This is a genomic window from Rhodococcus sp. ACT016 (assembly GCF_050477185.1).
GTDB lineage: Bacteria > Actinomycetota > Actinomycetes > Mycobacteriales > Mycobacteriaceae > Prescottella.
On record NZ_JBEAET010000001.1, the window covers coordinates 5,049,472 to 5,072,653 of the forward strand.

Consider the following 23,182-nt stretch of genomic DNA (forward strand, 5'->3'; position numbering starts at 1 on the left):
TCGCTGATCCCGCAAGGGTTCCCTATCCAAGACCCATTTCGGCCCGGCGCCGAGTTCGTTGCCAGGTCCAATGAACACACTTGACCGGTCGGGCCTGCGAGGCCGAGGTCGCCACGCAGCCCCTTCTTCCTGACACTCAGTGCCTACGCCCGTTCCCGAAACGCGACCAGAATGGACATATAGGCTGGAATCATGACAAGTGCGGGATATGTAGGCCCGGAAAAGGACATCTAGATCCGGACCTACAGCAGAGCGCCTACCCCCGCGCCATGTCCACGAACCGCGAGTAGTGCAACTGGTGGGCGACGGTGATGGTGGCCGTCGGACCGCCACGGTGCTTGCCGAGGATGATGTCGGCCTCGCCGCCGCGCGGGTCGTCCCGCTCGAAGGCGTCGGGGCGGTGCAGCAGCATGACCATGTCGGCGTCCTGCTCGAGCGAGCCGGACTCGCGGAGGTCGGAAACCTGGGGGCGCTTGTCCGTTCGCTGCTCGGGACCACGGTTGAGCTGACAGATCGCGATCACCGGAACCTCGAGTTCCTTCGCGAGCAGCTTGAGGCTTCGCGAGAACTCCGAGACTTCCTGCTGCCGGGACTCGACCTTCTTGCCCGACGACATCAGCTGCAGGTAGTCGATCACGATCAGCCGGATGTTGTGCTTCTGCTTGAGCCGGCGCGCCTTCGCGCGGATCTCCATCATCGTCAGGTTGGGGGAGTCGTCGATGAACAGCGGAGCCTCGCTGATCTCGCTCATCCGCCGCGCCAGACGCGTCCAGTCGTCGTCGGACATCTTGCCCGAGCGCATGTCCGAGAGCTTGATCTTCGCCTCCGCCGACAGCAGACGCATCACGATCTCGGTCTTGCTCATTTCGAGCGAGAAGATGACGCTGGCCATGCCGTGCTTGATGGAGCACGAACGCATGAAATCCATTCCGATCGTCGACTTGCCCACGCCGGGACGTGCCGCGACGATGATCATCTGACCTGCATGAAGGCCGTTGGTGATCTCGTCGAGCTCGCTGAATCCGGTGGGTACGCCGAGGGAGATGCCGCCGCGGCTGGCGATGGAGTCGATCTCGTCCATCGTGGGCTGCAGCAGCTCCTCGAGCGGCATGAAGTCCTCGGTGGTGCGACGCTCGGTGACCTCGAAAATTTCGGCCTGCGCGCGGTCGACCACCTCGGCGACGTCCTGGCCGTCGGAACCGGCGTAGCCGTACTGGACGATGCGGGTGCCCGCGTCGACGAGGCGACGCAGGACCGACTTCTCGGCCACGATCTCGGCGTAGTAGGCGGCGTTCGCGGCGGTGGGCACCGTCTGGGTCAGTGTCACCAGGTACGGAGCGCCGCCGATGCGACGCAGCTCGCCGCGCCGGTCGAGTTCCGCGGACACCGTGACCGGGTCGGCCGGCTCGCCGCGGCTGTAGAGGTCGAGGATCGCGTCGTACACCGACTGGTGGGCTGGGCGGTAGAAGTCGCCCGGCCGCAGCACCTCGAGGACGTCGGCGATGGCGTCCTTGCTCAGCAGCATGCCTCCGAGCACCGACTGCTCCGCGACCATGTCGTGCGGGGGCTGCCGACCGAACTCCTCGCTCGGCTCCTCCGGGGGTCCCGGGTACTCGGAATGACCACGATCATCTACAACCGCCAACGTGACCGCCTTCTCCGCAACCAGCTCCGGACGCCGTCCCGCGCGCTGCCGATGACCGGCGCGAATGGCGTCTTTCACACTCTTTGTACCCGTGTGCCCCGACAAAACTGCGCCGCCTCGCGGGCGGGTCGGGAGACACGCTCGCGACGACGTTAGGGGTCCGACAACCCGCCCACCAAACCCGCCTGTGTACACAGCTGTGGATGAATTGGGGAGGCGCCTGGTCGAGGTGTTAACCGGCCGGGAAAAATTGGGGATAACCTGGGGACAGATGAATATCACACTGAACAAATCACAGGTAGACGGGCGTTTTTCGTTTCACACCCCTGTGGATGAAAACTCGCGCGGCGTGTCGTTCGGGTTGACAGGGCGGGCGTGTTGGGTAAACACCGCCCCAACCAGGGTATGCCCCAGGTCACAAAACTGGCACTCAGTGGCGAATCTATCCACAGCCTCCCGCAGCAACGCAAAAGGCCCCGCGGACACGAAGTCCGCGGGGCCCTTCGACCGAACGCGTCGACTAGGCGGCGACGACGTTCAGGTGGAACTTGGCGGCAACCTCGGGGTGCAGGTTGACCACGATCTGGTGCTTGCCGGTGCTCTTGATGTGAGCCTTCGGCAGCTCCAGGCTGCGCTTGTCGACGACCGGGCCGCCAGCAGCCTTGATGGCGCCTGCAACGTCGGCCGCGGTGACGGAACCGAACAGCTTGCCCGAGTCACCGGCGGTCTTCACCGACAGCGACACACCCTCGAGACCCTCGATGGCAGCCTTGAGCTCCTTGGCGTGATCGAGACCACGGACCGCGCGCGCCTCCTGGGCGCGACGGATGCCCTCGACCTGCTTCTCGGCGCCACGGGTGGCGACGATGGCGAGGCCGCGGGGGAGCAGGTAGTTACGGCCGTAGCCGTCCTTGACCTCAACGGTGTCGCCAGGCGCACCGAGGTTGTCCACGTCAGCGGTGAGAATCAGCTTCATGTCGTCCCTCCCTTTCCTCAGCGGGCCGTCGAGACGTAAGGCAGCAGGGCCACCTCACGCGAGTTCTTCACGGCAACGGCGATGTCGCGCTGGTGCTGGACGCAGTTGCCGGTGACACGGCGGGCGCGGATCTTGCCGCGGTCGCTGACGTACTTACGCAGCAGCGTCGTGTCCTTGTAATCGATCTGCGTGTTCTTTTCCTTGCAGAACGTGCAGACCTTCTTCTTCATAACCTTGTCGCGCAGCGGCGGCTTCGGCATGTCTATCTCCGTTTTCTGGATGTTCCGATCGGGTACGGATCAGAACGGCGGTTCGTCGTCCACGCCCTGGGAGGAGCCTCCGAAGGAGCCCGCCTGCGGCGCGCTGCCCCACGGATCGTCTCCGCCCTGGCTGTAGTTGGACGCCGGACGTCCGCCGCCGGATCCGCCGGAAGAACCACCGAAGCCACCACCGCCACCGCCTCCGCGGTTGGCCTTGTTGACCTTGGCAGTGGCGTAGCGGAGCGAGGGGCCGATCTCGTCGACCTCGAGCTCCACGACCGTGCGCTTCTCGCCCTCACGGGTCTCGTAGGAGCGCTGCTTGAGCCGTCCGCTCACGATCACTCGCGAGCCGCGAGTCAAGCTCTCTGCAACGTTCTCCGCAGCCTCACGCCAGATGTTGCAGCGCAAGAACAGCGCTTCGCCGTCCTTCCACTCGTTCGTCTGACGGTCGAAGGTGCGGGGCGTGGACGCGACGGTGAAGTTCGCGACCGCGGCACCCGCGGGGGTGAAACGAAGCTCGGGGTCAGCCGTCAGGTTTCCGATGACGGTGATTACGGTGTCGCCTGCCATGTGGTTCCTCCTGCTGTGTGTGGAGTTCCTGTTGGTCCAGAGCCTAGGTGCTGGTACTGACGCCCAGTTTCCGTGCCTGGATCAGACGGGAATCACTTGCCGTGGCGCAGGACCTTGGTACGAAGCACCGACTCGTTCAGACCCAGCTGACGGTCGAGCTCCTTGACGGTGGCCGGCTCGGCGGTGATGTCGATGACCGCGTAGATGCCTTCAGCGTTCTTGGCGATCTCGAACGCGAGACGACGCTTGCCCCACACATCGACCTTGTCGACATTGCCGCCGTCCTTACGGACGACATTGAGGAACGTATCCAGCGACGGGGCGACAGTGCGCTCGTCCAGGCTGGGGTCGAGGATGACCATCAATTCGTAATGACGCATAAGACCTCATCACCTCCTATGGACTGTGAAACGGCCACGGACTGTCCGTGGCAGGAGGGTCGTTGCGTCAGCAACCTTTGCAGGGTACACGAGTGGCCTGTGACCTGCGAAATTGATCTGCACGCCCGCCCGCGGGGGCGGTCACCGGGTCCCGCTGATCCGACGGAAACCCCCGAATCGCCATAGGCTGGACCACATGCGGGCGGAGGCGGGCTTCCGAGCCGGAACCATGGTCACGATCATGACCGCCTGCCTGCTCGTGCTCGTGCTCGCCTACCTCGACAAGGCGCGCTGCACCGGCCCACCGTTCACCGTGGACGGGCGCAGCCTGATCTTCTACCGGATCAAGGACAGCGACGTCTGCTACTCCGACATCCAGTTCCTGTGGTTGGACCGCGGCATCGACCAGCACCTGTTCCCGTACACCGGGGGCATCACCCCGGACGGCCTGCTCGTCCCCGGCACCGTCGAATACCCGGTGCTGAGCGGCATGTTGATGTGGCTCGGCGCTCTCGGCGCGCACACCGATGCCGCCTTCCTGCTGCACTCGGCGCTGCTGCTGGCACCGTTCGGGCTGCTCACGGCGTGGTTGCTCGGCCGGCTGGCGGGCCGACCGGCTCTGCTGTGGGCGGCCACACCGCCGCTGCTGCTGTACGCGTTCCACAACTGGGAACTGCCCGTGGTCGCGACATCGGTGGCCGCGATCGCGGTGATGGCGTCGGACCGGTGGTCAGTGCGCACCCGCGGAACGCTGGCAGCCGTCCTACTCGGGGTCGGGTTCTGCCTCAAGCTCTATCCCGGCCTGTTCGTGCTTCCGCTCGCGCTGTACGTCCTCACCGCCGGACGAGGGCGCGGACGTTTCGACGTCCGCGGCGCCGCAACGGTGATCGCGGCCGCCGCCGGGACGGTCGCGGCGATCAACCTGCCGTTCGTGATCGCCGACTACGACGGGTGGCGCGCGTCGTTCGCGTTCCAACTGAAGCGGCAGGCGGACATGTCCAGCAACAGCATCTGGTACTGGGGACTGCGGCCGTTGATGGGCGGCGGGTTGCGGGGCACCGAGGCGTACCACCATCTCGTCGGCATCCTCTCGCCGATGGTCCTGTTCGTCGCGCTCGGTCTCGCACTGTGGTTGGGCTGGAAGCGATTCGAACGCCAGGGCGTCTACCCGTGGATCGGCGTCAGCGGTGCGATGCTGTGCGCGTTCATGCTGCTGCACAAGGTGCATTCGCCGCAGTACACCCTGTGGCTGCTCCCGTTCTTCGTCCTGCTGCGGGTGCCGTGGTCCCTCGTCGGCGCCTACCTCGCGGCCGATCTCGCACTGGGCATCGGCGTGTTCCGCTGGTTCGACGCCCTCACCCGATCCGACGCCGCGACCGCCGAGTTCTTCGTCAAGCTCGGCGTGTGGAGCCAGGCGGCGCTGCTGGTGGTGTTCTTCTTCGTGCTGCTGCGGGCACCGGCGCGTCGCGCCGCGCGCGAACCCGACACGGTGCCGCAGGCGTCAGCGTCCGACGCTCGACTCCTCGTGGGGCGCACCGGCTGACGTCAGGACCGGCACGCGCGGCCGCAGCCACGCGGGCAGCCATCGCGGTGGCGCGTCTTCGGCCTGGTCGAGGACGCCGCCGGCGGGGTCGTCGATGAAGCCGAACCGGACCAGATCCTCGGACGGCCGGTAGATCTGGCGCAGGACCAGGGCGCACAGCACGACGACGGCGAGGTCCCGGATCACGACGGCCCCGGTGAACCACTGCTCGGGCAGGCCCTTGTTGGCGACGCCCAGGTAGTACATCATCCGCGGCACCCACACGAGGGCGTCGATCGTCATCCACGCCAACAGGATCCGGCGGTGGGGCAGGGCCAGGACCGCGAGCGGCACCAGCCACAGCGAGTACTGCGGACTCCACACCTTGTTGGTGAGCAGGAATCCGGCGACCAGCAGGAAGCACAGTTGCGCCACGCGCGGGCGCCGCTGTGCGGTCAGCGCGACGTACCCGATGCCGACGCAGACGGCGACGAACAGCAACAGCGACACCGCGTTCAGCACACTCGGCGACTCACCGGGCGCGAGCGGCCCGTCGAACCCGGCCCAACTGGTGAACGACGTGATCACGTTGTAGATCGAGTCGGGGTCGGCGCCGCGGTCGGAGTTGAGCCGGAAGAATTCCGCCCAGCCACGCGGAAACAGCAGCGCGATCGGCAGATTCACCACCAGCCACGCTCCCAGGGCGGCGAGCGCGGTGTGCCACCACTCCCGCAGCTTCCCGGCCCGCAGGCACAGCACCAGCAGCGGGCCGAGCAGCAGCAGCGGATACAGCTTCGCGGCGCCGCCGAGCCCGAGCAGGACACCGGCGAGCACCGGACGTTTACGCGCCCAGGCGAGGAGGCCGCCGGCCGCGAACGCGGTCGCGAGCGGATCGAAGTTGGTGAAAGCGTGCACGATTACCAGCGGGGAGCACGCGACCAGCGCGGCGTCCCATATCCGTCTCCCGGCCAGCAGCGCGCTCGCCCACACCGTCACCAGCCAGGCCACGGCCAGACCGAGCGCGACCACGTTGAAGTAGATCGCCACCTGCAGGCCGCCGGGCAGCCACGGCGTCGCGTGCCACGCCTTCGCCACCACCATCGAGCCGTACTGGTAGAGCCCCGACAGCACCGGGTACTCCATGTAGCGGCGCTGCACGGAACCGTCGGACCGCGACTCCTCCCACCACTTCTTGTACGGGAAGGCACCCTCGTCGAGGTGCTCGGCGCCGTAGAGCGGGACGGTGTCCGAATAACACATCGCGACGTACTGGCGGTTGCCGCCCCAGTCCAGCCCGAGTGCACCGTTGGCGCCCACCGGGCCCTGCTGGATGCAGCCCGCCTTGCTGAACCAGCCGAAGCTCAGGAACACCACGGCCAACAGCAGGATCACCCGCATCGGCGTGAAAAACCGGGTGCGGCCGATCAGCGCGTGCCGACCGACGGGACCGCCGATCGTCGACGTCAGCCGTGCGGTGAGCGGATCCGTGTGGCCCGGCACGTCCCGCCAGTCCGCGGACCGGCGATCGGCGGCGAGCGGTGCCGGTGACACCAGCTCGACGCCGTCGCGGGTTTCTGTGCTACCCGTTGTGTTGTCGGCCACTCCGCGAGGCTACCGGGAACGGCTAACCGGCGGGCACCGGCTGCAGAGGCTGCCGCACCTGGCCCTGCGGGACCCGACCGGCCTCCGGCTGCTGCTCCTCCGTCGTCGTCGATTCCGGTGACTGCGTCGGCGTCGACTGGGTGGTCTTGCCCGGGGCGACACCCGGAATCGGGATGTTGACGCCGGGGAAGATCTCCACATTGCTCGTGGTGATCTCGAGCGGCGGGGGAGTGGTCGTCGGCTGCGAGGAGGTCGACGTCGGCGCCGAGGACGTCTTCGGCGCGGCCGGTGCCGAGTACTCCGGCACACCGGCCTGGCCGCCGATCGGATCCGGCGTCGGGAACTTCTCGACGTCGGTGCCCTTCAGCGCACCGTCCATCGTCCCCTTCCAGATGTCCGACGGCAGACCCGATCCGTAGATCATTCCGCCCCAGCTGTTCTCCAGCGGCAGTCCCTGCTCGGTACCGACCCACACCGCCGTCGACAGCGACGGGGTGAACCCGACCATCCAGGCGTCCTTGTTGGAGCCGGTGTCGCCGAGCTGCGCCGTACCGGTCTTCGAGGCCGACGGGCGTCCCCCGGCCAGCCCGTGCCCGCGCGAGTATGCGGCGATCGGGGTCATGGCGGCGGTGGTGTTGTCCGCGACGGCGGCGTCGATACGGTCCTCACCGACCGGCGTGCCACGGTCGAGCAGAACGGTGCCGTCGGAGGTGACGACCTTCTGCACGAAGTACGGCTTGTGGTACACGCCCGACGCGGCCAGCGTCGCATACGCGGACGCCATGTCCAGCGGACGCGACTGGTACTGACCGAGCACGATGCCGTTGTTGGGGCCGACGCCGCCCGGCTCGGTGAGCGACGCACCGACGCCGGGGATGTCCTCGGGGATGCCTGCCTTGTGGGCCATGTCGGCGATGGCCTGCGGGCCGTCGTCCATCTGCAGCATCTGCCGGTAGAAGCTCGTGTTGAGCGACCGCTTGAGTGCCTCGGCGATGGTGCACGTGCCGCAGGACTCGCCCTCGACGTTGCCGATCGAGATGCCGTTGACGGTGAGCGGGCTGCTGTCGTACATCTGCGACAGCGGGATGCCCTGGTCCAGCGCGGCGGCGAGACCGAACACCTTGAACGACGAGCCGGTCTGTAGGCCGGCCTGCGCGAAGTCGTAGCCGGTTCCGTCGGCTCCGCCGTAGTAGGCGCGGACGGCGCCGGTGTGCGGATCGACGGACACGACCGCGGTCCGCAGGTCGGACGGCTCACCGTCCATGTACTTCTCGACCGAGTCGAGGGCGGCCTGCTGCGCCTGCGGGTCGATCGTCGTGGTGATCTGCAGGCCCTCGGTGTTGAGGTCCTGCTCGCTGATGCCCGACGCCGACAACTCCTGCAGCACCTGCTGCTTGATCAGCCCCTCCGGGCCGCCGCCGCCGTTGTCCTTGTCGACCTCGGTGAGCGGAACGACCGGCGGGAACTGCATCGCGGCGCGGTCGGTGGCGCTGAGCGTGCCGCTGTCGACCATGCCGTCGAGGACGTAGTTCCACCGCGTCTGGGCGCCGGTCGGGTTGGTCTCGGGATCCAGGCCGGACGGCTGCTGGATGATCGCCGCCAGCATGGCGCCCTGGGCGACGGTCAGCTCCTCGACCGGCTTGCCGTAGTACGCCTCGGAGGCGGCGGCGATGCCGTACGCGCCGCGACCGAAGTAGATGGTGTTGAGGTAGGCGGCGAGGATCTCGTCCTTGGACCACTGACGGGCCATCTTCGACGAGATCACCAGTTCCTTCATCTTGCGGGTGAGCGAGCGCTCGGAGCCGACCAGCGCGTTCTTGACGTACTGCTGCGTGATTGTCGAACCACCGCCGGCGCTGTCGCGGCCGAGCACGTTGTCACGCGCTGCGCGGGCGAAGCCGCTCACCGAGAAGCCGGGGTTGGTGTAGAACTGCCGGTCCTCCGCCGCGATCACGGCGTTGCGCACGTGCTCCGGGATCTGATCGATCGAGACCTCGGTCCGGTTGCCCTCCGGCGGCACGACGCGGGTGATCTCCGTCGTCCCGTCCGACGCCAGGATCGTCGCGACCTGATTGGACTTCATGTCGCCGGGCTTCGGGACGTCCGCGACCACGTACGCGAGCATGAACGCCAGCATCGGCACGATCAGGCCCGCTGCGACGACCGCGTACGCGGTGCGGCGGGCGATCTTCCACCGGCTGGACTTCGCGTTCTTCTTCGGCGGCTTCGGCGGCTCGCCGCCGGATCCACCACCGGGCTTCCGCGCGGTGGGCGGCGGGCCGACCGGCGGCCGGCCACCCGGTCCACGTCCCCCGCCCTGAGCCGGACGCGCGCCGCCCTGAGCGGGACGGCCACCCTGCGGGGGGCGACCCCCCTGTCCCTGCGGCGGACGACCCCCCTGCCCCTGCGGCGGACGGCCACCCTGCGGCGGGCGACCCCCCTGTCCCTGCGGCGGACGAGCGCCTTGGCCGGGTCCGGGGCGGCCGACCGGCGGCGGGCCGGGGTTGCGGCGAGGAGCCGGGCCACCCATGGGACGGCCGGGCTGCTGCCCGGCCGGTCGTCCACTCTGCTGGGGCCCGCTGGGCCGGCGTGGTCCGTTGGGACGGCCACCCTGCGGGTTGTTGGGGGAACTCACGTACGAATCTCCAGTAGTCGGGTGACTGCGGGCAGTCCTCGGTGACGTCGTGCTGTGGGCACAGCTGTCGGCTTCCTACTACTCACTCGCGGTGCGGCGGCGGGGAGAGCGAGTCGAGGAGGATCTCCTCGGCCGCTTCGGCGCCGGCACCGCACCGAGTACGTAGGACTGGACCAGATGGTTCCAGCTGCATGTGCGGCACACCTCGACCACGTGCACCGAGAATTCCTCCTCGGTTGCGGCCAGACGAACCAGTTCCTCGGGTGTCCGCGCCGAGCCCGAAACCGGGCCCAGTTTGTCACCGAACACCCAGGACACGATGGTCAACTCTTCCTTGCGGCAGATCGGGCACATGACCTCGCTGCGGCGGCCGTGGAACTTCGCCGCGCGCAGCAGGTACGGGCTCGCATCGCAGACCTCGCTCACGCCGGTCCGCCCCGAGTAGACCTCGGCGAGCAGGGACCGGCGCTGCAGCGCGTAGTCCACGACCTGCCGCTGTATCCGCACGGAGACCAGAGTACGTGCGTCGGCCGCCGGCGGGGTGCGGTGGGAGTATGCGCACGTGGGGACCGACACAAGGTCTTGACAGGTCGCAACTGGATCGGTTCGGATGTGGCGCCGCAACATTCCGAACGGTTTCCTAGGATCACGAACGTGTCCGAGCAGGCTTCCTCCAGTACTCGCGCGCGCGACATCGATCGTGCCCAGACGTGCGGGCTCCTCGACGCCGGCTACGGCGAAGGACAGCTCGACCCGACCGAATACGAGTCCCGCACCAACGCGGCGATGAAGGCCAAGACACTCGGCGAACTCGACGCCCTCGTCTCGGACCTGCAGATTCCCGCGCACCTCGTCGAGACCGCACTCCGGTCCGCGACTGCAGGCCGACGGCCGCGTCGCGGTCCGGTGATCGCCGCGGCCGTCGCGGCTATCGCGATCGTGATCGGGGCGGTGTTCTTCGTCACCCGTGGCGACGACGAGGCCGGTCGGACGGCCGCGGCGCCGGAAGTCGTTGCCGCTGCGGAGGAACCCGCGCCGCTGCCGGCACCGATTCCGGGCGAGCCCGACGCGATCGTGATCGATCCGATCGACACGACCACCGTCGAGGGGATCCGGGCTTTCATCGACCGGTACCGCGTCAAGTTCGGGGACACCGTGGTCGATCGCGCCATCTTCTACCCCGATCGTGTGGATGTGACGCGTGCGGTCGACGGGGCTCCGCATCTGTACCAGCGATACATCTTCATGAACGGGTTCAAACCGTCGATGACGCCCAGTCCACGCGCCGATCCCCGGTCGATAGATCTCGCGGCGATCGATCTCGACCGGCTCGCGGCCAACCTCGCCGCGGCACCGGATCGGGTACAGCTTTCGACCGGCGGGATCAGCGACGTCGATGTCCGCAGCACCGGTGGAGAGCTCGAGTTGGTCATCGGCGTCGACAGTCCCGACAAGCGATCCGGCAGTGTGCACACGACACTCGGGGGCGACGAGATCTCCGTCCGAATTGCGGACAAGTGATGACGCCGACCGTAGGCCGAAGCATGCGGTGGATCGCCGCTCTGGGCACCGCGGCCGTGCTCGCGGTGGGCGGAGCCGTCGTCGTGGCGCGGTCGGGCGACGACGCGCCTTCCGCCGCCGCCGTCCGTGCAGAATCGGCCGACCTGCTGACACTGACCGAGATGACACGCCTGTTCGACACCCTCGAGCGCAAGCTCGGCAGCCTGGAGGTCGACAAACTGCTCGTGTACCCCGAGCACGCCCAGATCGAACGCCCTGTCCCGGGAAAGCCCGGCCGGAGCGAGGGGTACAGCTACAAGATCGACTCCGGGAGTCCCAGTTTCAAGGGACCTGACGACGATGGAACCCGCACGCCCACCGTTCCGGTCGACCTCGCGGAACTTCGGCCGAGCCTGCCCAAGCTGATCGGCTTGGTCCGGGGGATCGAGCAGAGCGTCGCAGTACCGAATCCGGACTCGGTCTACCTGCGGATCCTGCGCGACGACGACATACCGATCGTCGAGATCCTGGCGTCCAATCAGGACATCGCCGCCTTCGGGTCGCTGATCATGGATTTCGACGGCGAGATCCTGGAAGTCCGCAGAGCCGACCGGTAGGTACCTCACAACCGGACGTGGTTACACAACATTCCGAACGGTTTCCTAGGATCACCGACGTGTCCGCCCCCGTCTCCGCCAAAGCTCGCGCGCGCGACATCGATCGCGCCCAGACGTGCGGGCTCCTCGACGCCGGATACGCCGAGGGGCAGCTCGACCCGACCGAATACGAGTCCCGCACCGCCACCGCGATGAAGGCCAAGACGCTCGGGGAGCTCGACGCGCTGGTCTCGGACCTGCAGATTCCCGAACATCTCGTCGAGGCCGCACGGGACTCCGCCCCGGCACCACGCGGGCGCGTTCCCGGACGCGTCGTGGCCGCCGGTGTCGTCGCGGCCGTGGCGGTCGTCGGAACGGTCGTGTTCACGACCCGAGGTCACGACGCGGCACCCGAGACGGTCGTCGCGGCCGAACCGGTTTCGGCGCCCGTCGCGCCCGGCGAGCCGCAGTCGATCGTGATCGAACCGCTCGATCCGCGCTCTCCCGAGGCGATCCGTGACTTCCTGCGTCAGTACGAGCAGAAGTTCGGCGATCTGCGCGTGGACGAGGTGAGGTTCTATCCGACCTACGTGTACTTCACCCGGATGCTGGACGACCAACCGCTCCGCGCGCAGAGTTGGAGCTTCCGCGGCGGCTTCACCACGTCGGGGTCGCCCAGTTCGCGCACCTCCGACACCACGGTCGATCTCGCGGCCCTCGACGTCGACCGGCTCGCCGAGGTGGTCGCGACAGGTCCGAATCGGGTCGGGGTGCCGGCGGGATCGGTGAACTACATCGTCGCGCGTCCCGATTCGACCGACGAAGGTCTGGTCACCGTGTTGTTCGAGGACAAGGACAAGCGAAGCGGAATGGTGGACACGCGCTTGGACGGCTCGATCGTCGAGATCTACCCGGCCGGCGGGCGATGACCGTGCCGAACAATCGGCGATCTCCAACCCCGACTTTGCGGTTGCGCGCCCGCGACGTCGACCGCGCCGCGGTGCGTGACGTCCTCGACGCGGCGTATTCCGACGGCCAGCTCACCGAGGCGGAGCACCGGAATCGGACCGAGGCGACCAGGTCGGCGCGGACGCTCGCCGACCTCGATCGACTCGTGCGGGACCTGCAGGTGCCTGCGGATCTGCGGGATGCCATGCCGACACCGCCACACTCGCGGGACACCCGCTGGGCCGTCGCGCTCTCGGCCGCCGTGGTCCTCGTGTGCGGAATCGTGGTGGTCACGTCGGCCCGGGACAACGGCGAACCGGCCGCCGCCTCGAGTGCGAGCGCGTCCGAGTTGAGCACCGCGGCGGGTTTCGGGCGGATGCTCGACGAGATCCACCGGGAACTGGGCGATTCACAGGTCGACCAGCTGACCGTCTACCCCGAGTACGCGACGTTCTCCCGCCAGGTACCCGGCAAACCAGGCCTGTCGCAGAGGTACCAGTACAAGGTCGAAAAGGGACAGGCCCAGCTCACGGACAACGGGACGTCGTCCAATCGCACCGAGGGCGTGCCCGTCGACCTCGCGGAGCTGCGTCCGAACGTCCCGCGGGTGATCGGGCTGCTCCACGGCGCCGATCGCACGCTTCGCGTGGACGACCCGACCCGGATCTTCATGGACGCGAAGCGCGGCGATGACGGGCCGGTCGTGGGCATCCACTTGTGGAACGAGGGCGCGGGTACGCAGGGCTTTCTGACGGTCGGGTTCGACGGCACCGTCCGCAGCATCTACCGAGCCGACCAGTAGGTCTCCCACCAGCAGTTTCGCGAAACAGTGTGCCCGTATATATCGGTGCGATATAGTTGGTAATCGCATCTATCGGTTATGTTCGGGACACTCAGGGGGTGTGATCATGCTCGAGCTGGCAATTCTCGGGCTGCTCCTCGAGTCACCCATGCACGGCTACGAGCTGCGCAAGCGGCTCACCGGCCTGCTCGGAGCTTTCCGCGCCTTTTCCTACGGCTCGCTGTACCCGACGCTGCGTCGCATGCAGGCGGACGGGTTGATCGCCGAGGACGAGAGCGAGGACGGCACCGTCAAGCGCCGGGCGCGCCGCGTGTACGAGCTGACCCCCGCCGGCAAGAAGCGTTTCTCCGAGCTGGTGGCGGACACGGGGCCCCAGAACTACACCGACGACGGGTTCGGCGTGCACCTCGCCTTCTTCAGCCGCACCCCCGCAGAAGCGCGGATGCGAATCCTCGAAGGCAGGCGACGTCAGGTCGAGGAGCGCCGGGAAGGCCTCCGCGACGCCATCGGGCGGGCTACCGGGTCACTCGACCTCTACACCCGCCAGCTCCACCAGCTCGGTCTCGAGTCGAGTGAACGCGAAGTGCGGTGGCTGAACGAGCTGATCGCCGCCGAACAATCATCAATAGCAGCACCCAAGAAGAAAGAAGGAGAACCCGACCATGGGTGAGAACAGCACTGCGGTGCGCGTAGCCATTGTGGGCGTGGGTAACTGTGCCTCGTCCCTGGTCCAGGGCGTGCAGTACTACAAGGACGCGGACGAGAACTCCACCGTCCCCGGCCTGATGCACGTCAAGTTCGGCCAGTACCACGTCCGCGACGTCCAGTTCGTCGCCGCCTTCGACGTCGACGCCAAGAAGGTCGGGTTCGACCTCTCCGAGGCGATCAACGCCAGCGAGAACAACACCATCAAGATCGCCGACGTCCCGCCGCTGGACGTCCCGGTCCAGCGCGGCCCGACGCTCGACGGCATCGGCAAGTACTACGCGCAGACCATCGAGGTCTCCGACGCCGAGCCCGTCGACGTCGTCAAGGCGCTGAAGGACGCGCAGGTCGACGTCCTCGTGTCCTACCTGCCGGTGGGCTCGGAGGAGGCCGACAAGTTCTACGCGCAGTGCTGCATCGACGCCGGTGTCGCGTTCGTCAACGCCCTGCCCGTCTTCATCGCGTCCGATCCGGAGTGGGCCGAGAAGTTCCGCGCGGCCGGTGTCCCGATCGTCGGCGACGACATCAAGTCGCAGGTCGGCGCCACCATCACCCACCGCGTGATGGCGAAGCTGTTCGAGGACCGCGGCGTGGTGCTGGACCGCACCTACCAGCTCAACGTCGGCGGCAACATGGACTTCAAGAACATGCTCGAGCGCGAGCGCCTGGAGTCCAAGAAGGTCTCGAAGACGCAGGCCGTGACCTCCAACCTGAACGGCCCGCTGGCCGGCAAGGTCCACGACCGCAACGTCCACATCGGTCCCTCGGACTATGTGGAGTGGCTCGACGACCGCAAGTGGGCGTACGTCCGCCTCGAGGGCCGCGCGTTCGGTGACGCCCCGCTGAACCTGGAGTACAAGCTCGAGGTCTGGGACTCCCCGAACTCGGCCGGCATCATCATCGACGCGATCCGCGCCGCGAAGATCGCCAAGGACCGCGGCCTGGGCGGCCCGATCCTGCCGGCGTCGGCGTACCTGATGAAGTCCCCGCCGGTCCAGATGGCCGACGACAAGGCTCGCGCCGAGCTCGAGGCCTTCATCATCGAGGCCTGAGTCTCCGCGTAAACCTCCTGTGGCGGTGGTCGATTCGTTCGACCACCGCCACAGGCGTCTTCGGACACAGCCGTGCCGAATATTCACTGGGCCACCGAAGTCTTCGGTGCTACGGTGACTTTCGTGGGCACTCTGAATCACTAGATCGGGACGCCGCGTCGAGCATGCTCCGCGGCGGGTCCTGAGCGCGCATCCCTTCCGCCCGATTCGTTCGGGTCGATTGCGCGAGGGCACCTTTCCCCGATCTGCCCGGATCTCTTCCGGGTCGCAAGGAGCACGCCCATGTCTGTTCCACAGCTCACCCTTCGTGCCGCCTCGAAGCGCTACCGCGACCACATCGTCCTCGACGGTGTGGACCTGTCGATCGCGCCGGGCGAGAAGGTCGGTGTCGTCGGCGACAACGGATCCGGCAAGTCCACCCTGCTGGCCCTCATCGCCGGTCGCACACGTCCCGACAACGGGGACGTCCACGTCGTCGCGCCCGGCGGCATCGCGTACGCCGCGCAGTCACTGGATCTGCCCGGCGGTACGACCGTCCAGCACGCGATACACCATGTCCTCCACGATCTTCGGGCTCTGGAGTCGCAGATCCGTGACGTGGAGCAGCGGATGATGCACACGACATCCGCCGAACTGGATTCACTGCTCGACGAATACGGATACCTCACAAGCGTTTTCGAGAGCATGGAGGGATACACCGTCGCGGAGCGCGTCGACGCCGGACTGCACGCGCTCGGGTTGCCACACGTCGACCGGTCGCGGCGCCTCGACACGCTCTCCGGCGGGGAACAGGCCCGGTTGGCGCTCGCAGCGAGCCTGGCGTCGAAGGCCGAACTGCTCCTCCTCGACGAGCCGACCAACGACCTCGACGACGCGGCCGTGGCGTGGCTGGAAGAACGTCTGCTCGAGCACCGCGGCACCGTGGTGGCGGTGACCCACGATCGCGCCTTCCTGGCGCGCCTCACCCGGGTGATCCTCGAGGTGGCCGAGTGCGGTGTGCGCCGCTACGGCGACGGCTACGACAGGTACCTCGTCGCGAAGGCCGCCGAGCGCAGACGACGGTTGCTGGAGTACGAGAGCTGGAGGTTCGAACTCGATCGGAGCAAACGTCTCGTCGAGTCGAATGTCTCACGGCTCGAATCGATCCCGCGCAAACAGGAGAAGGCGGGATTCGGGCACGGAGCGTTCCGGGCGCGCGGACGCGATCACGGTGCGATGGGGCGGATCCGCAACGCCAAGGAGCGGATCGAAAGCCTCACGCGCGACCCGGTGGCGCCGCCACCGGAACCGTTGCGGTTCACGCCGTCACTGTCGCCGACGGCCGCCGGTGCGCCCGACGGACCGCTCGTGCAACTGCGGGACGTGCGCGTCGGGTCGCGGCCGGTGATCCCGGACCTGGAGGTGCGGCCCGGGGATCGCCTGCTGGTGACCGGCCCGAACGGAGCCGGGAAGAGCACGCTGCTCCAGGTGATCGCCGGCGAGATCGTCCCCGACAGCGGCGAGGTGCGCGCGCCGGCGAGGGTGGGACACCTGCGGCAGACCGTCCGGACGTGGCCCGATGCGATGACGCTCCTCGCGGCCTACGCCGACGAGCGCCGCGACTACCCGGCCGACGCCGCGGCCGAACTGCTCTCGCTCGGTCTGTTCCATCCCGACGACCTGAACCGGCCGCTCATGGAACTGTCGTGCGGTCAACGGCGGCGGCTCGAGGTGGCGCTGCTCGCAACCTCCGGTGCCGACCTGTTGCTGCTGGACGAGCCGACGAACCACCTGTCACCGGCGCTCGTCGAGGAACTCGAGGAGGCCCTCGACGCGTTCGCCGGCACCGTCGTCGTCGTCACCCACGACCGGCGGATGCGGCAACGCTTCGCCGGTGATCACCTGGCGCTGCGACCCCCGCCATCGCCGCGCCGGTGACCCTCGGTGGTGAGGCGAATCACCAGGTCGGGGAGACGCCGTTGTTCTGCAACCAGGCCTGCGGGTCGACCTGGCTACCGCTGGGATCCCAGACCTCGAAGTGCAGGTGCGGACCGGTCGACTGGCCGCGGTTGCCGACCGTCGCGATCTGCTGACCGGCAGCGACGTGCTGGCCGACGCTGACGATGTAGGTGTCGACGTGGCCGTACACGGTGATGGTGCCGTCACTGGCCTGCACGCGCACCCACTGCCCGAAGCCGGAGGCCGGGCCGGCCGAGATCACGGAGCCGGCGGTGGCCGAGTAGATCGGGGTGCCGAGGTTGGCGCCGATGTCGATGCCGTTGTGGTGACTGCCCCAGCGCGGACCGTAGCTCGACGTGAGCACACCGGAAACCGGCTGCACCACAGAAGAGTTCGACCACAACGTGTGGGCGGACCCGATGGTCTGGGAGAGCTGCGGGGCCGCCGACGCGGTGGCCACGCCGAGTTGCGTCCCGCCGACGAGGAGGGATCCGGCGATGGCGGCCAGTGCCGCCGTCTTCAGCGATCGCCGGCGGACGCCGGACTTCGACGAAGCGATATTGCGAGTGGAATGGTGTGATGAATGGTGGTGCTTGCCCACGGGTGTTACCTCATTTGTGTCTTGCTCATCGGCCCGAGGAGTTGCTCCATTTGGGGCCCGTCACAAAAGAGTAACGAAGCTATATCGATCCGTCGAGTGTTATCGCATTTTTATCTCGGTCACATATAAACCGACCGGTTTCGCAAACTCTCAGGTCAGGCCACTTTCATCGGCAAACTAACGACTACGGGAATTTCGGATCACGCCATTTGCGCGACCACCGACAGCGGCAATACGTTCGTCGCGACGGACAGCGCCGGCCTCGGCTAGGCGTACCGGGGAGGCTGCCAACCGGGGAAGATCTCGGGCATGTCCGAGCCGACGGTTCGAGTGAAGTGGGGCGGGCGCTTCTGCAGGAAGGACGTGACTCCTTCGTATGCGTCGCTGCTCGAGCCTTGGGCGCGCAATCCACGCGATTCTGCGATGTGCGCCTCCATCGGATGGGCAGCGCTGAGCATTCGCCACACCAGTTGACGAGTCAGCGCCATCGAAACGGGCGCCGTCTCATCGATGATCTGGGCGGCAAGCGCCCGTGCGGCGCCCAGCAGCTCATCGGGCGGATAGACCGCGCGTAGCAGTCCGGCGTCCCTTGCCTCCTCTGCCTTGAACAGCCTTCCCGTGTAGAGCCATTCCAGCGCGCGATCCACGCCGACCACGCGCGGCAGGAACCAACTCGAACAACTCTCCGGGACGATTCCGCGGCGAGTGAACGGGAACGCGAACTTTGCAGTCTCGGACGCAAGCCTGATGTCCATCGGCAGGAGCATCGTCGCGCCGACGCCGACCGCGGGGCCGTTGATCGCCGCGATCACCGGCTTCATCGAGTCGTAGATGCGCAGCGTCATCTCGCCGCCACCGTCCCGGGGGACGTTGCCTTCGTCGTCAATCGGTACGTCGAAACGTGAACCGCCCTCGGACAAGTCGGCACCGGCGCAGAAAGCCCTACCCGAACCGGTCACGATGACCGCGCGAACCTCGTCACTGTCGTCCGTGTGATCGAAGGCCCTGATGATCTCGTCCTTCATCTCGATGGAGCACGCGTTGAGCCGATCCGGACGGTCCAGCGTGATCGTGGCGATGCCGTCGGCGATATCGAGGCGGATGGTCTCGAACTGCATAGGTGAACCTTTCCCTGGGATTGCGCGATGCCTGCACGGATGTCCGGTAACGAAGCAAGGCCGCTCCAAGCCGAACTCCTTCGGGCGCATGCCCTTCACCGTCGACGATGGGGCATCTCGAGTCAAAGATCAGTTTCCACCTGGAGCGATCGGTTCCAGGAATACCAGCCTTCCGGCCGCTGCCCGACATTCACCGGCAGCCTGCTCCGTTCGGCGATCAGGTGTCCTCGAAGCGCTCGCTCGACGCCGTCACGAACGTGACGAACGCGAGGGCGGCCGGCGACAGCGGACCCGTGCGGAACACGAGGCCGAAGTCGCGACCCAGCTCAGGCTCCGTTCGTACCACCTGCAGGCCGCGGCGCTCGGCGTGTCGCGCTTCCGGCTCAGTGAGGAAGGCCGCGCCGGCACCCGCCGCGACCAGAAGATGCACGTTGTGCTCGTGCTCGACCTCGACCACCACGTGCGGAGTGAAACCGTGCTGCACACAGACTCTTTCGAGCTCGTCGCGAACCACCGACCCCCTGGCGCCGGCCACCAGCGGCAGCTCGGCGAGAGACTCGATCGGGAACGTGGCAGCAGGTGTCCGGTCGAATCCTGCCGGGAGACCGAGGAGCAGCCGGCGACGCCCGAGCAGGTGCGTCGCCAACTTCGATTCGTCGAGCGGCAGATAGTCGATACCCACCTCGCACCTGGCGGATCTCAGGACTGTCGACGAGTCGGCGTTCGGGCCGGGATCCACCACGTTGATCCGAATGCCCGGGTGCAGTAGCCGAAACCGTGCGACAAGAGACGTCAGCGGGTCCACCGCCAGATCCGACGGACAGGCAAGATCGAGCCAGCCCCGTTCGAGGGCGACAAGCCCCCGTACAGTCTCGTCGACACGCCGGGAGGACTGCACCACTTGGCGCGCAGGGCCCACCAATGCCGCTCCCGCTGGGGTCAGCTCCATCCCCCGTGGCACACGCCGGAAAAGTGCAGTCCCGAGTTCCGCCTCCAGCGCCCGAAGCGATTGCGACAATGCAGGCTGGGCCACATACAGGATCTCCGCAGCCCTTGTGACGCTGCCGTTGTCGACCACGGCCAAGAAGTAACGCAGCTGACGTGAGTCCACAACCGAACCCTATACAACCTTCCGTGCGCGATAAGCTGACAGCCTGGAATGGAGATCCCGGCGTATCCCGACCGGAGTCGAGGGTGCCGGGCGTGAGCCGTGGCGGCGGTGAGGTGAATGTGGAATTCCGACAAGCCGAACATTTTCTCGCAGTGATCGAGCACGGCAGTCTCGTTCGCGCCTCGGCGGCGCTCCACCTCGCGCAGCCGTCGCTGTCACAGTCCATCCAGACCTTGGAGCGCGATCTGGGAGCCCCCCTCTTTCACCGAGTAGGCCGAGGCCTGGTTCCGACGGCGGTGGGAGCGGCGCTGGTCGCGCCCGCTCGTCAGCTGCTGAGAGATGTGGCCACTGCGCAGGCTTCCGTCGCCGAGTTCTCCGGTCTCCACGGCGGGCATGTCGACATCGGCACCACCGCAGGCCTTTACGAGTCACGAGTTCCCGCGCTGGTCGGGGACCTCAGGCGGACCTACCGGTCGGTGACTGTGCGGATCCGCGAGTACAGCTCGGAGGGGGCCGTTGCAGCCGCTGTTCGCGACGGCAGCGTCGAGTTGGGGTTCGGATTCGTCGACCCGCAGACCGACAACCACGATCTCGACACCCACCCGCTCGGAAGCGAGGAACTGTGCATCGCGCTGCCGCGGCGCGTCGCGGAGCAGCTCCCCGATCCGCTGCCGTTCGAGCAGGTTCCCGATCTCCCGGTGATTGCGGTGACCGGTGGGGCGCAGGGGCGCGTCGCGGTCGAAGGCGCCCTCCGTCGTTCCTCCCGACGCACAACTCTCGGTGTGGTCACCGAGCATCGACAGGTGACCGTCCCGCTCGTCGCGGCCGGTGCGGGAATGGCCTGGACGTCACGAGCGGTTGTCGACAACATCGACGCCTCCGAGGTGGTGGCGCGATCAATGGAGCCGCCGCTGGTCCTCGGAGTTGCGGTCATGCATCGGCCCGGCATGCTGTCGCCGGCCGCTCGTGCCCTCCTCGAGGCAGCACTGCGGGGCGTCGATCACGGTGGTGCCGAAAGCAACTCGTGAGCTCCGCTGCTGTCGGGCAGCGGATCGAGGATTCTGTGTCCGCGATGGCGGACGGGTCCTCCGTGCGGGTCCGAGGGTGCCTCGCATCTGCTGTCGGAAGACCCGTCCGCGGCGGCCGGCTAGTTGAACGTGTTTCCGGCCCTCGCCAGTTTCACCAACAGTGGTGCGGGTTCCGTGCCGGCGTCACGAAGGGCCTCTTCCACCACTGCGAGGCCGATCGTGTCCGCGTAATACATCGGACCCCCGCGGTAGCGCGGAAAGCCGTATCCCGCGATGTACACCACGTCGACGTCGGAAGCACGGAGGGCAATCCCCTCCGCGAGAATCCTCGCGCCTTCGTCGACGAGGGCGAAAACCAACCGTTGCACGATCTCTTCAGCTGAGAACGATTGCGGCCGAATACCGTTCCGGCGATAGTACGAATCGAGCAGATCCGCCACGACCGGGCTGGGAATCGCATCACGCCGGCCGGCCTCGTAGTCGTACCAGCCCGCGCCCGTCTTCTGCCCGAACCTGCCCATCTCGCAGAGCCTGTCGGCAATCTCGTTCCGTCGAAGGTCGGGGTTTTCGAGATACTGTCGCTTCCTGACCGCCCACCCGATATCGCCGCCGCTGAGGTCGCTGGCTCGATAGGGACCCATCGCATAACCGAACTGCTCGACGGCCGAATCGATCTGCTCCGGCGACGCACCCAGCTCCAGCAGATCGTCGGCTGCCCGGCGGTACCGCAGCAGCATTCGGTTACCGATGAACCCGTCGCACACGCCGGCGACCACCGGAACCTTTCCGATACGCCGCGCGACGGCCAAAGCCGTCGCCAGAACCTCGTCCGACACCCGCTTCGGTCGAACGATTTCCAGCAGGGACATGACATTCGCCGGGCTGAAGAAGTGCAACCCCACCACATCGGACGGCCGGCGGGTGAACTCGGCGATCGCGTCGAGATCGAGGGTCGAGGTATTGGAGGCCAGGATCGCGCCGGGCTTCATCACGTCATCGAGCTTGGTGAACACCGTGCGCTTGACATCCATGTCCTCGAACACCGCCTCGATCGCGAGGTCGCACTCCGAGAGATCGGCGTAGTCGAGGGTCGTCTCGAGCAGCCCCATCCGCTCTACGGACGCGGCGTACGCCAGTCTTCCCTTCTCTACTTGCGATTCGTAGTTGCGGCGAATCGTGCCCACACCCCGCAACAGCGCCTCTCGGGACGATTCCAACAGCGCGACCGGGATTCCGGCATTCAAGAAGTTCATCGCGATCCCGGCGCCCATCGTGCCGGCCCCGACGACAGCAACCTTGTTCACGGTTCGCACACTCGTGTCGTTCGGCATCCCCGGGACGTTCTGAGCGGCCCGTTCGGCGAAGAACGCGTGTCGGAGTCCCGCCGACTGACCGTCGTCGACCAACTGCAGGAAGGCGGCGCGCTCGGCCCCCAACCCGTCGGCGAAGGGCCCACGCGCCTTCTCCACGAGATCCAGGGCAACCAGGGGAGCGCGGAGTCCCCGGCCTCGCTTTGCGAGAACTGAACGCAGTGGCGCGAGATCCTCGTCCTCATCGACGGCGAGGTCGCGGATACGGCGGGGCGGAACCGACGGATCCAACCGTTCCGCGAACTGTATTGCAGCGCTTTCGACGTCGGCGTCCACAACCAGGTCGAGAAGCTTCTGCCCGTCACATTCCGCCAGTGACCCGGCGGTTCGGGGCGCACCATCGGTGATCATGTCGGCGGCGGCGCGGAGGCCGAGGACCCGGGGTAGCCGCTGCGTGCCCCCGGCACCCGGCACGAGGCCGAGCTTCACTTCCGGGAGCGCAATCCGGGCCGTCGCCACGGCGACACGATAGTGAGCGCCCAACGCGAGCTCTAGGCCTCCGCCGAAGCAGACTCCGCCGATGGCGGCGACTACCGGCTTGGACGAGTCTTCGAGGGCTTCGATCAGGGTACGAAGCGACGGCTCGGCCAACGCATCAGGTGTTCCGAACTCGGTGATGTCGGCACCCGCCGAGAAGAGCTTTCCGTTGCCCGTCAACACGATCGAATCGACCTGGGGCGCGTCGAGGGCACGGGTGAAGTCCCGAAGAACTCCTTGTCGCGCAGCGAGGGCGAGACCGTTCACGGGCGGATGGTCGAGGGAGATGACCGCGACGCTACCCGCGACTCTGTAATGGGTCGACAACATGAAACCTTTCGACTGT

The 23,182-nt window shown here is 67.2% G+C and carries 22 protein-coding genes; 10 read left to right on the forward strand and 12 right to left on the reverse strand.

Going from position 1 to position 23,182, the window contains the following annotated elements; genetic code table 11:
• Positions 1–256: 256 nt before the first annotated feature.
• From dnaB to rpsF, 5 genes are all read right to left on the reverse strand, one after another.
• Positions 257–1,645, reverse strand: a complete 1,389-nt coding sequence (dnaB, locus tag ACQ5DX_RS23150) for a replicative DNA helicase (RefSeq protein WP_430335777.1) — start codon at positions 1,643–1,645, stop codon at positions 257–259.
• A gap of 520 nt (positions 1,646–2,165) precedes the next feature.
• A complete protein-coding gene (rplI, locus tag ACQ5DX_RS23155) occupies positions 2,166–2,621 on the reverse strand; it encodes a 50S ribosomal protein L9 (protein ID WP_430334817.1) in 456 nt (151 codons plus the stop codon).
• A gap of 17 nt (positions 2,622–2,638) precedes the next feature.
• Complete coding sequence (rpsR, locus tag ACQ5DX_RS23160) at positions 2,639–2,881, reverse strand: 30S ribosomal protein S18 (protein ID WP_127917760.1); 243 nt, start codon at positions 2,879–2,881, stop codon at positions 2,639–2,641.
• 39 nt (positions 2,882–2,920) lie between these two features.
• Positions 2,921–3,451, reverse strand: coding sequence for a single-stranded DNA-binding protein (locus ACQ5DX_RS23165; protein WP_430334818.1), 531 nt, complete (start codon positions 3,449–3,451; stop codon positions 2,921–2,923).
• A 92-nt stretch (positions 3,452–3,543) separates the two neighbouring features.
• Positions 3,544–3,831 (reverse strand): 30S ribosomal protein S6, encoded by a 288-nt coding sequence (gene rpsF, locus ACQ5DX_RS23170; protein ID WP_348603230.1) that lies wholly within the window; start codon positions 3,829–3,831, stop codon positions 3,544–3,546.
• A 196-nt stretch (positions 3,832–4,027) separates the two neighbouring features.
• On the opposite strand from rpsF, the gene ACQ5DX_RS23175 reads away from it, so the two are divergent.
• Complete coding sequence (locus ACQ5DX_RS23175) at positions 4,028–5,374, forward strand: glycosyltransferase 87 family protein (protein WP_430334819.1); 1,347 nt, start codon at positions 4,028–4,030, stop codon at positions 5,372–5,374.
• On the opposite strand, the gene ACQ5DX_RS23180 is transcribed toward ACQ5DX_RS23175, so the two are convergent.
• Together ACQ5DX_RS23180 and ACQ5DX_RS23185 are read right to left on the reverse strand one after the other, a co-directional pair.
• A complete protein-coding gene (locus tag ACQ5DX_RS23180; protein ID WP_430334820.1) occupies positions 5,333–6,955 on the reverse strand; it encodes a glycosyltransferase family 87 protein in 1,623 nt (540 codons plus the stop codon). The two genes, ACQ5DX_RS23175 and ACQ5DX_RS23180, sit on opposite strands and share 42 nt — an antisense overlap.
• A gap of 22 nt (positions 6,956–6,977) precedes the next feature.
• A complete protein-coding gene (locus ACQ5DX_RS23185; RefSeq protein WP_430334821.1) occupies positions 6,978–9,080 on the reverse strand; it encodes a transglycosylase domain-containing protein in 2,103 nt (700 codons plus the stop codon).
• On the opposite strand from ACQ5DX_RS23185, the gene ACQ5DX_RS23190 reads away from it, so the two are divergent.
• Positions 9,079–9,276: a hypothetical protein gene (locus tag ACQ5DX_RS23190; protein ID WP_430334822.1), complete on the forward strand. Its 198-nt coding sequence runs from the start codon at positions 9,079–9,081 to the stop codon at positions 9,274–9,276. The genes ACQ5DX_RS23185 and ACQ5DX_RS23190 overlap by 2 nt on opposite strands.
• A 392-nt stretch (positions 9,277–9,668) precedes the next feature.
• On the opposite strand, the gene ACQ5DX_RS23195 is transcribed toward ACQ5DX_RS23190, so the two are convergent.
• A complete protein-coding gene (locus tag ACQ5DX_RS23195) occupies positions 9,669–10,097 on the reverse strand; it encodes a DUF5318 domain-containing protein (protein WP_280763017.1) in 429 nt (142 codons plus the stop codon).
• Positions 10,098–10,244: 147 nt separating this feature from the next.
• Between ACQ5DX_RS23195 and ACQ5DX_RS23200 the strand changes: the two genes are divergently transcribed.
• The 7 genes from ACQ5DX_RS23200 (at position 10,245) to abc-f (ending at position 17,110) form a co-directional block, all read left to right on the forward strand.
• Positions 10,245–11,111 carry a DUF1707 SHOCT-like domain-containing protein gene (locus ACQ5DX_RS23200; RefSeq protein ID WP_430334823.1) on the forward strand — a complete coding sequence of 289 codons (867 nt, stop codon included), beginning with the start codon at positions 10,245–10,247 and terminating at the stop codon, positions 11,109–11,111.
• On the forward strand, positions 11,111–11,707 hold the full coding sequence (locus tag ACQ5DX_RS23205) for a DUF1707 SHOCT-like domain-containing protein (protein ID WP_430334824.1): 597 nt from the start codon (positions 11,111–11,113) through the stop codon (positions 11,705–11,707). Before ACQ5DX_RS23200 ends, ACQ5DX_RS23205 begins: the two co-directional genes overlap by 1 nt.
• 59 nt (positions 11,708–11,766) lie before the next feature.
• Complete coding sequence (locus ACQ5DX_RS23210) at positions 11,767–12,615, forward strand: DUF1707 SHOCT-like domain-containing protein (RefSeq protein ID WP_430334825.1); 849 nt, start codon at positions 11,767–11,769, stop codon at positions 12,613–12,615.
• A 41-nt stretch (positions 12,616–12,656) separates the two neighbouring features.
• Positions 12,657–13,436, forward strand: coding sequence for a DUF1707 SHOCT-like domain-containing protein (locus ACQ5DX_RS23215; RefSeq protein ID WP_430334826.1), 780 nt, complete (start codon positions 12,657–12,659; stop codon positions 13,434–13,436).
• Between the two features lie 106 nt (positions 13,437–13,542).
• Positions 13,543–14,106, forward strand: coding sequence for a PadR family transcriptional regulator (locus ACQ5DX_RS23220; RefSeq protein WP_430334827.1), 564 nt, complete (start codon positions 13,543–13,545; stop codon positions 14,104–14,106).
• Positions 14,099–15,193, forward strand: coding sequence for an inositol-3-phosphate synthase (locus ACQ5DX_RS23225; protein WP_430334828.1), 1,095 nt, complete (start codon positions 14,099–14,101; stop codon positions 15,191–15,193). The genes ACQ5DX_RS23220 and ACQ5DX_RS23225 overlap by 8 nt, the downstream gene beginning before the upstream one ends.
• Before the next feature lie 282 nt (positions 15,194–15,475).
• Positions 15,476–17,110 (forward strand): ribosomal protection-like ABC-F family protein, encoded by a 1,635-nt coding sequence (gene abc-f, locus ACQ5DX_RS23230; RefSeq protein WP_430334829.1) that lies wholly within the window; start codon positions 15,476–15,478, stop codon positions 17,108–17,110.
• A 19-nt stretch (positions 17,111–17,129) separates the two neighbouring features.
• Here abc-f and ACQ5DX_RS23235 read toward each other — a convergent pair whose 3' ends face one another.
• The 3 genes from ACQ5DX_RS23235 to ACQ5DX_RS23245 form a co-directional block, all read right to left on the reverse strand.
• Positions 17,130–17,732, reverse strand: a complete 603-nt coding sequence (locus ACQ5DX_RS23235; RefSeq protein ID WP_430334830.1) for a M23 family metallopeptidase — start codon at positions 17,730–17,732, stop codon at positions 17,130–17,132.
• A 266-nt stretch (positions 17,733–17,998) separates the two neighbouring features.
• Positions 17,999–18,850, reverse strand: a complete 852-nt coding sequence (locus tag ACQ5DX_RS23240) for a crotonase/enoyl-CoA hydratase family protein (protein ID WP_430335778.1) — start codon at positions 18,848–18,850, stop codon at positions 17,999–18,001.
• A gap of 217 nt (positions 18,851–19,067) precedes the next feature.
• A complete protein-coding gene (locus ACQ5DX_RS23245; protein WP_430334831.1) occupies positions 19,068–19,961 on the reverse strand; it encodes a LysR family transcriptional regulator in 894 nt (297 codons plus the stop codon).
• Positions 19,962–20,080: 119 nt separating this feature from the next.
• On the opposite strand from ACQ5DX_RS23245, the gene ACQ5DX_RS23250 reads away from it, so the two are divergent.
• Positions 20,081–20,989: a LysR family transcriptional regulator gene (locus tag ACQ5DX_RS23250; RefSeq protein WP_430334832.1), complete on the forward strand. Its 909-nt coding sequence runs from the start codon at positions 20,081–20,083 to the stop codon at positions 20,987–20,989.
• Positions 20,990–21,108: 119 nt separating this feature from the next.
• Here ACQ5DX_RS23250 and ACQ5DX_RS23255 read toward each other — a convergent pair whose 3' ends face one another.
• Entirely contained in the window at positions 21,109–23,166 is a 2,058-nt protein-coding gene (locus ACQ5DX_RS23255) for a 3-hydroxyacyl-CoA dehydrogenase NAD-binding domain-containing protein (protein ID WP_430334833.1), read from the reverse strand.
• Between the last annotated feature and the right edge of the window lie 16 nt (positions 23,167–23,182).

Bases quoted from the DNA above. Each gene is read 5' to 3' on its own strand.
- ACQ5DX_RS23165 (WP_430334818.1), bottom strand. From the start codon at position 3,451: ATGGCAGGCGACACCGTAATCACCGTCATCGGAAACCTGACGGCTGAC.
- ACQ5DX_RS23225 (WP_430334828.1), top strand. From the start codon at position 14,099: ATGGGTGAGAACAGCACTGCGGTGCGCGTAGCCATTGTGGGCGTGGGT.
- ACQ5DX_RS23190 (WP_430334822.1), top strand. From the start codon at position 9,079: ATGAACGCCAGCATCGGCACGATCAGGCCCGCTGCGACGACCGCGTAC.
- abc-f (WP_430334829.1), top strand. From the start codon at position 15,476: ATGTCTGTTCCACAGCTCACCCTTCGTGCCGCCTCGAAGCGCTACCGC.
- rpsR (WP_127917760.1), bottom strand. From the start codon at position 2,881: ATGCCGAAGCCGCCGCTGCGCGACAAGGTTATGAAGAAGAAGGTCTGC.
- ACQ5DX_RS23220 (WP_430334827.1), top strand. From the start codon at position 13,543: ATGCTCGAGCTGGCAATTCTCGGGCTGCTCCTCGAGTCACCCATGCAC.
- ACQ5DX_RS23185 (WP_430334821.1), bottom strand. From the start codon at position 9,080: ATGCTCGCGTACGTGGTCGCGGACGTCCCGAAGCCCGGCGACATGAAG.
- ACQ5DX_RS23240 (WP_430335778.1), bottom strand. From the start codon at position 18,850: ATGCAGTTCGAGACCATCCGCCTCGATATCGCCGACGGCATCGCCACG.
- ACQ5DX_RS23175 (WP_430334819.1), top strand. From the start codon at position 4,028: ATGCGGGCGGAGGCGGGCTTCCGAGCCGGAACCATGGTCACGATCATG.
- ACQ5DX_RS23205 (WP_430334824.1), top strand. From the start codon at position 11,111: ATGACGCCGACCGTAGGCCGAAGCATGCGGTGGATCGCCGCTCTGGGC.
- rpsF (WP_348603230.1), bottom strand. From the start codon at position 3,831: ATGCGTCATTACGAATTGATGGTCATCCTCGACCCCAGCCTGGACGAG.
- rplI (WP_430334817.1), bottom strand. From the start codon at position 2,621: ATGAAGCTGATTCTCACCGCTGACGTGGACAACCTCGGTGCGCCTGGC.
- ACQ5DX_RS23255 (WP_430334833.1), bottom strand. From the start codon at position 23,166: ATGTTGTCGACCCATTACAGAGTCGCGGGTAGCGTCGCGGTCATCTCC.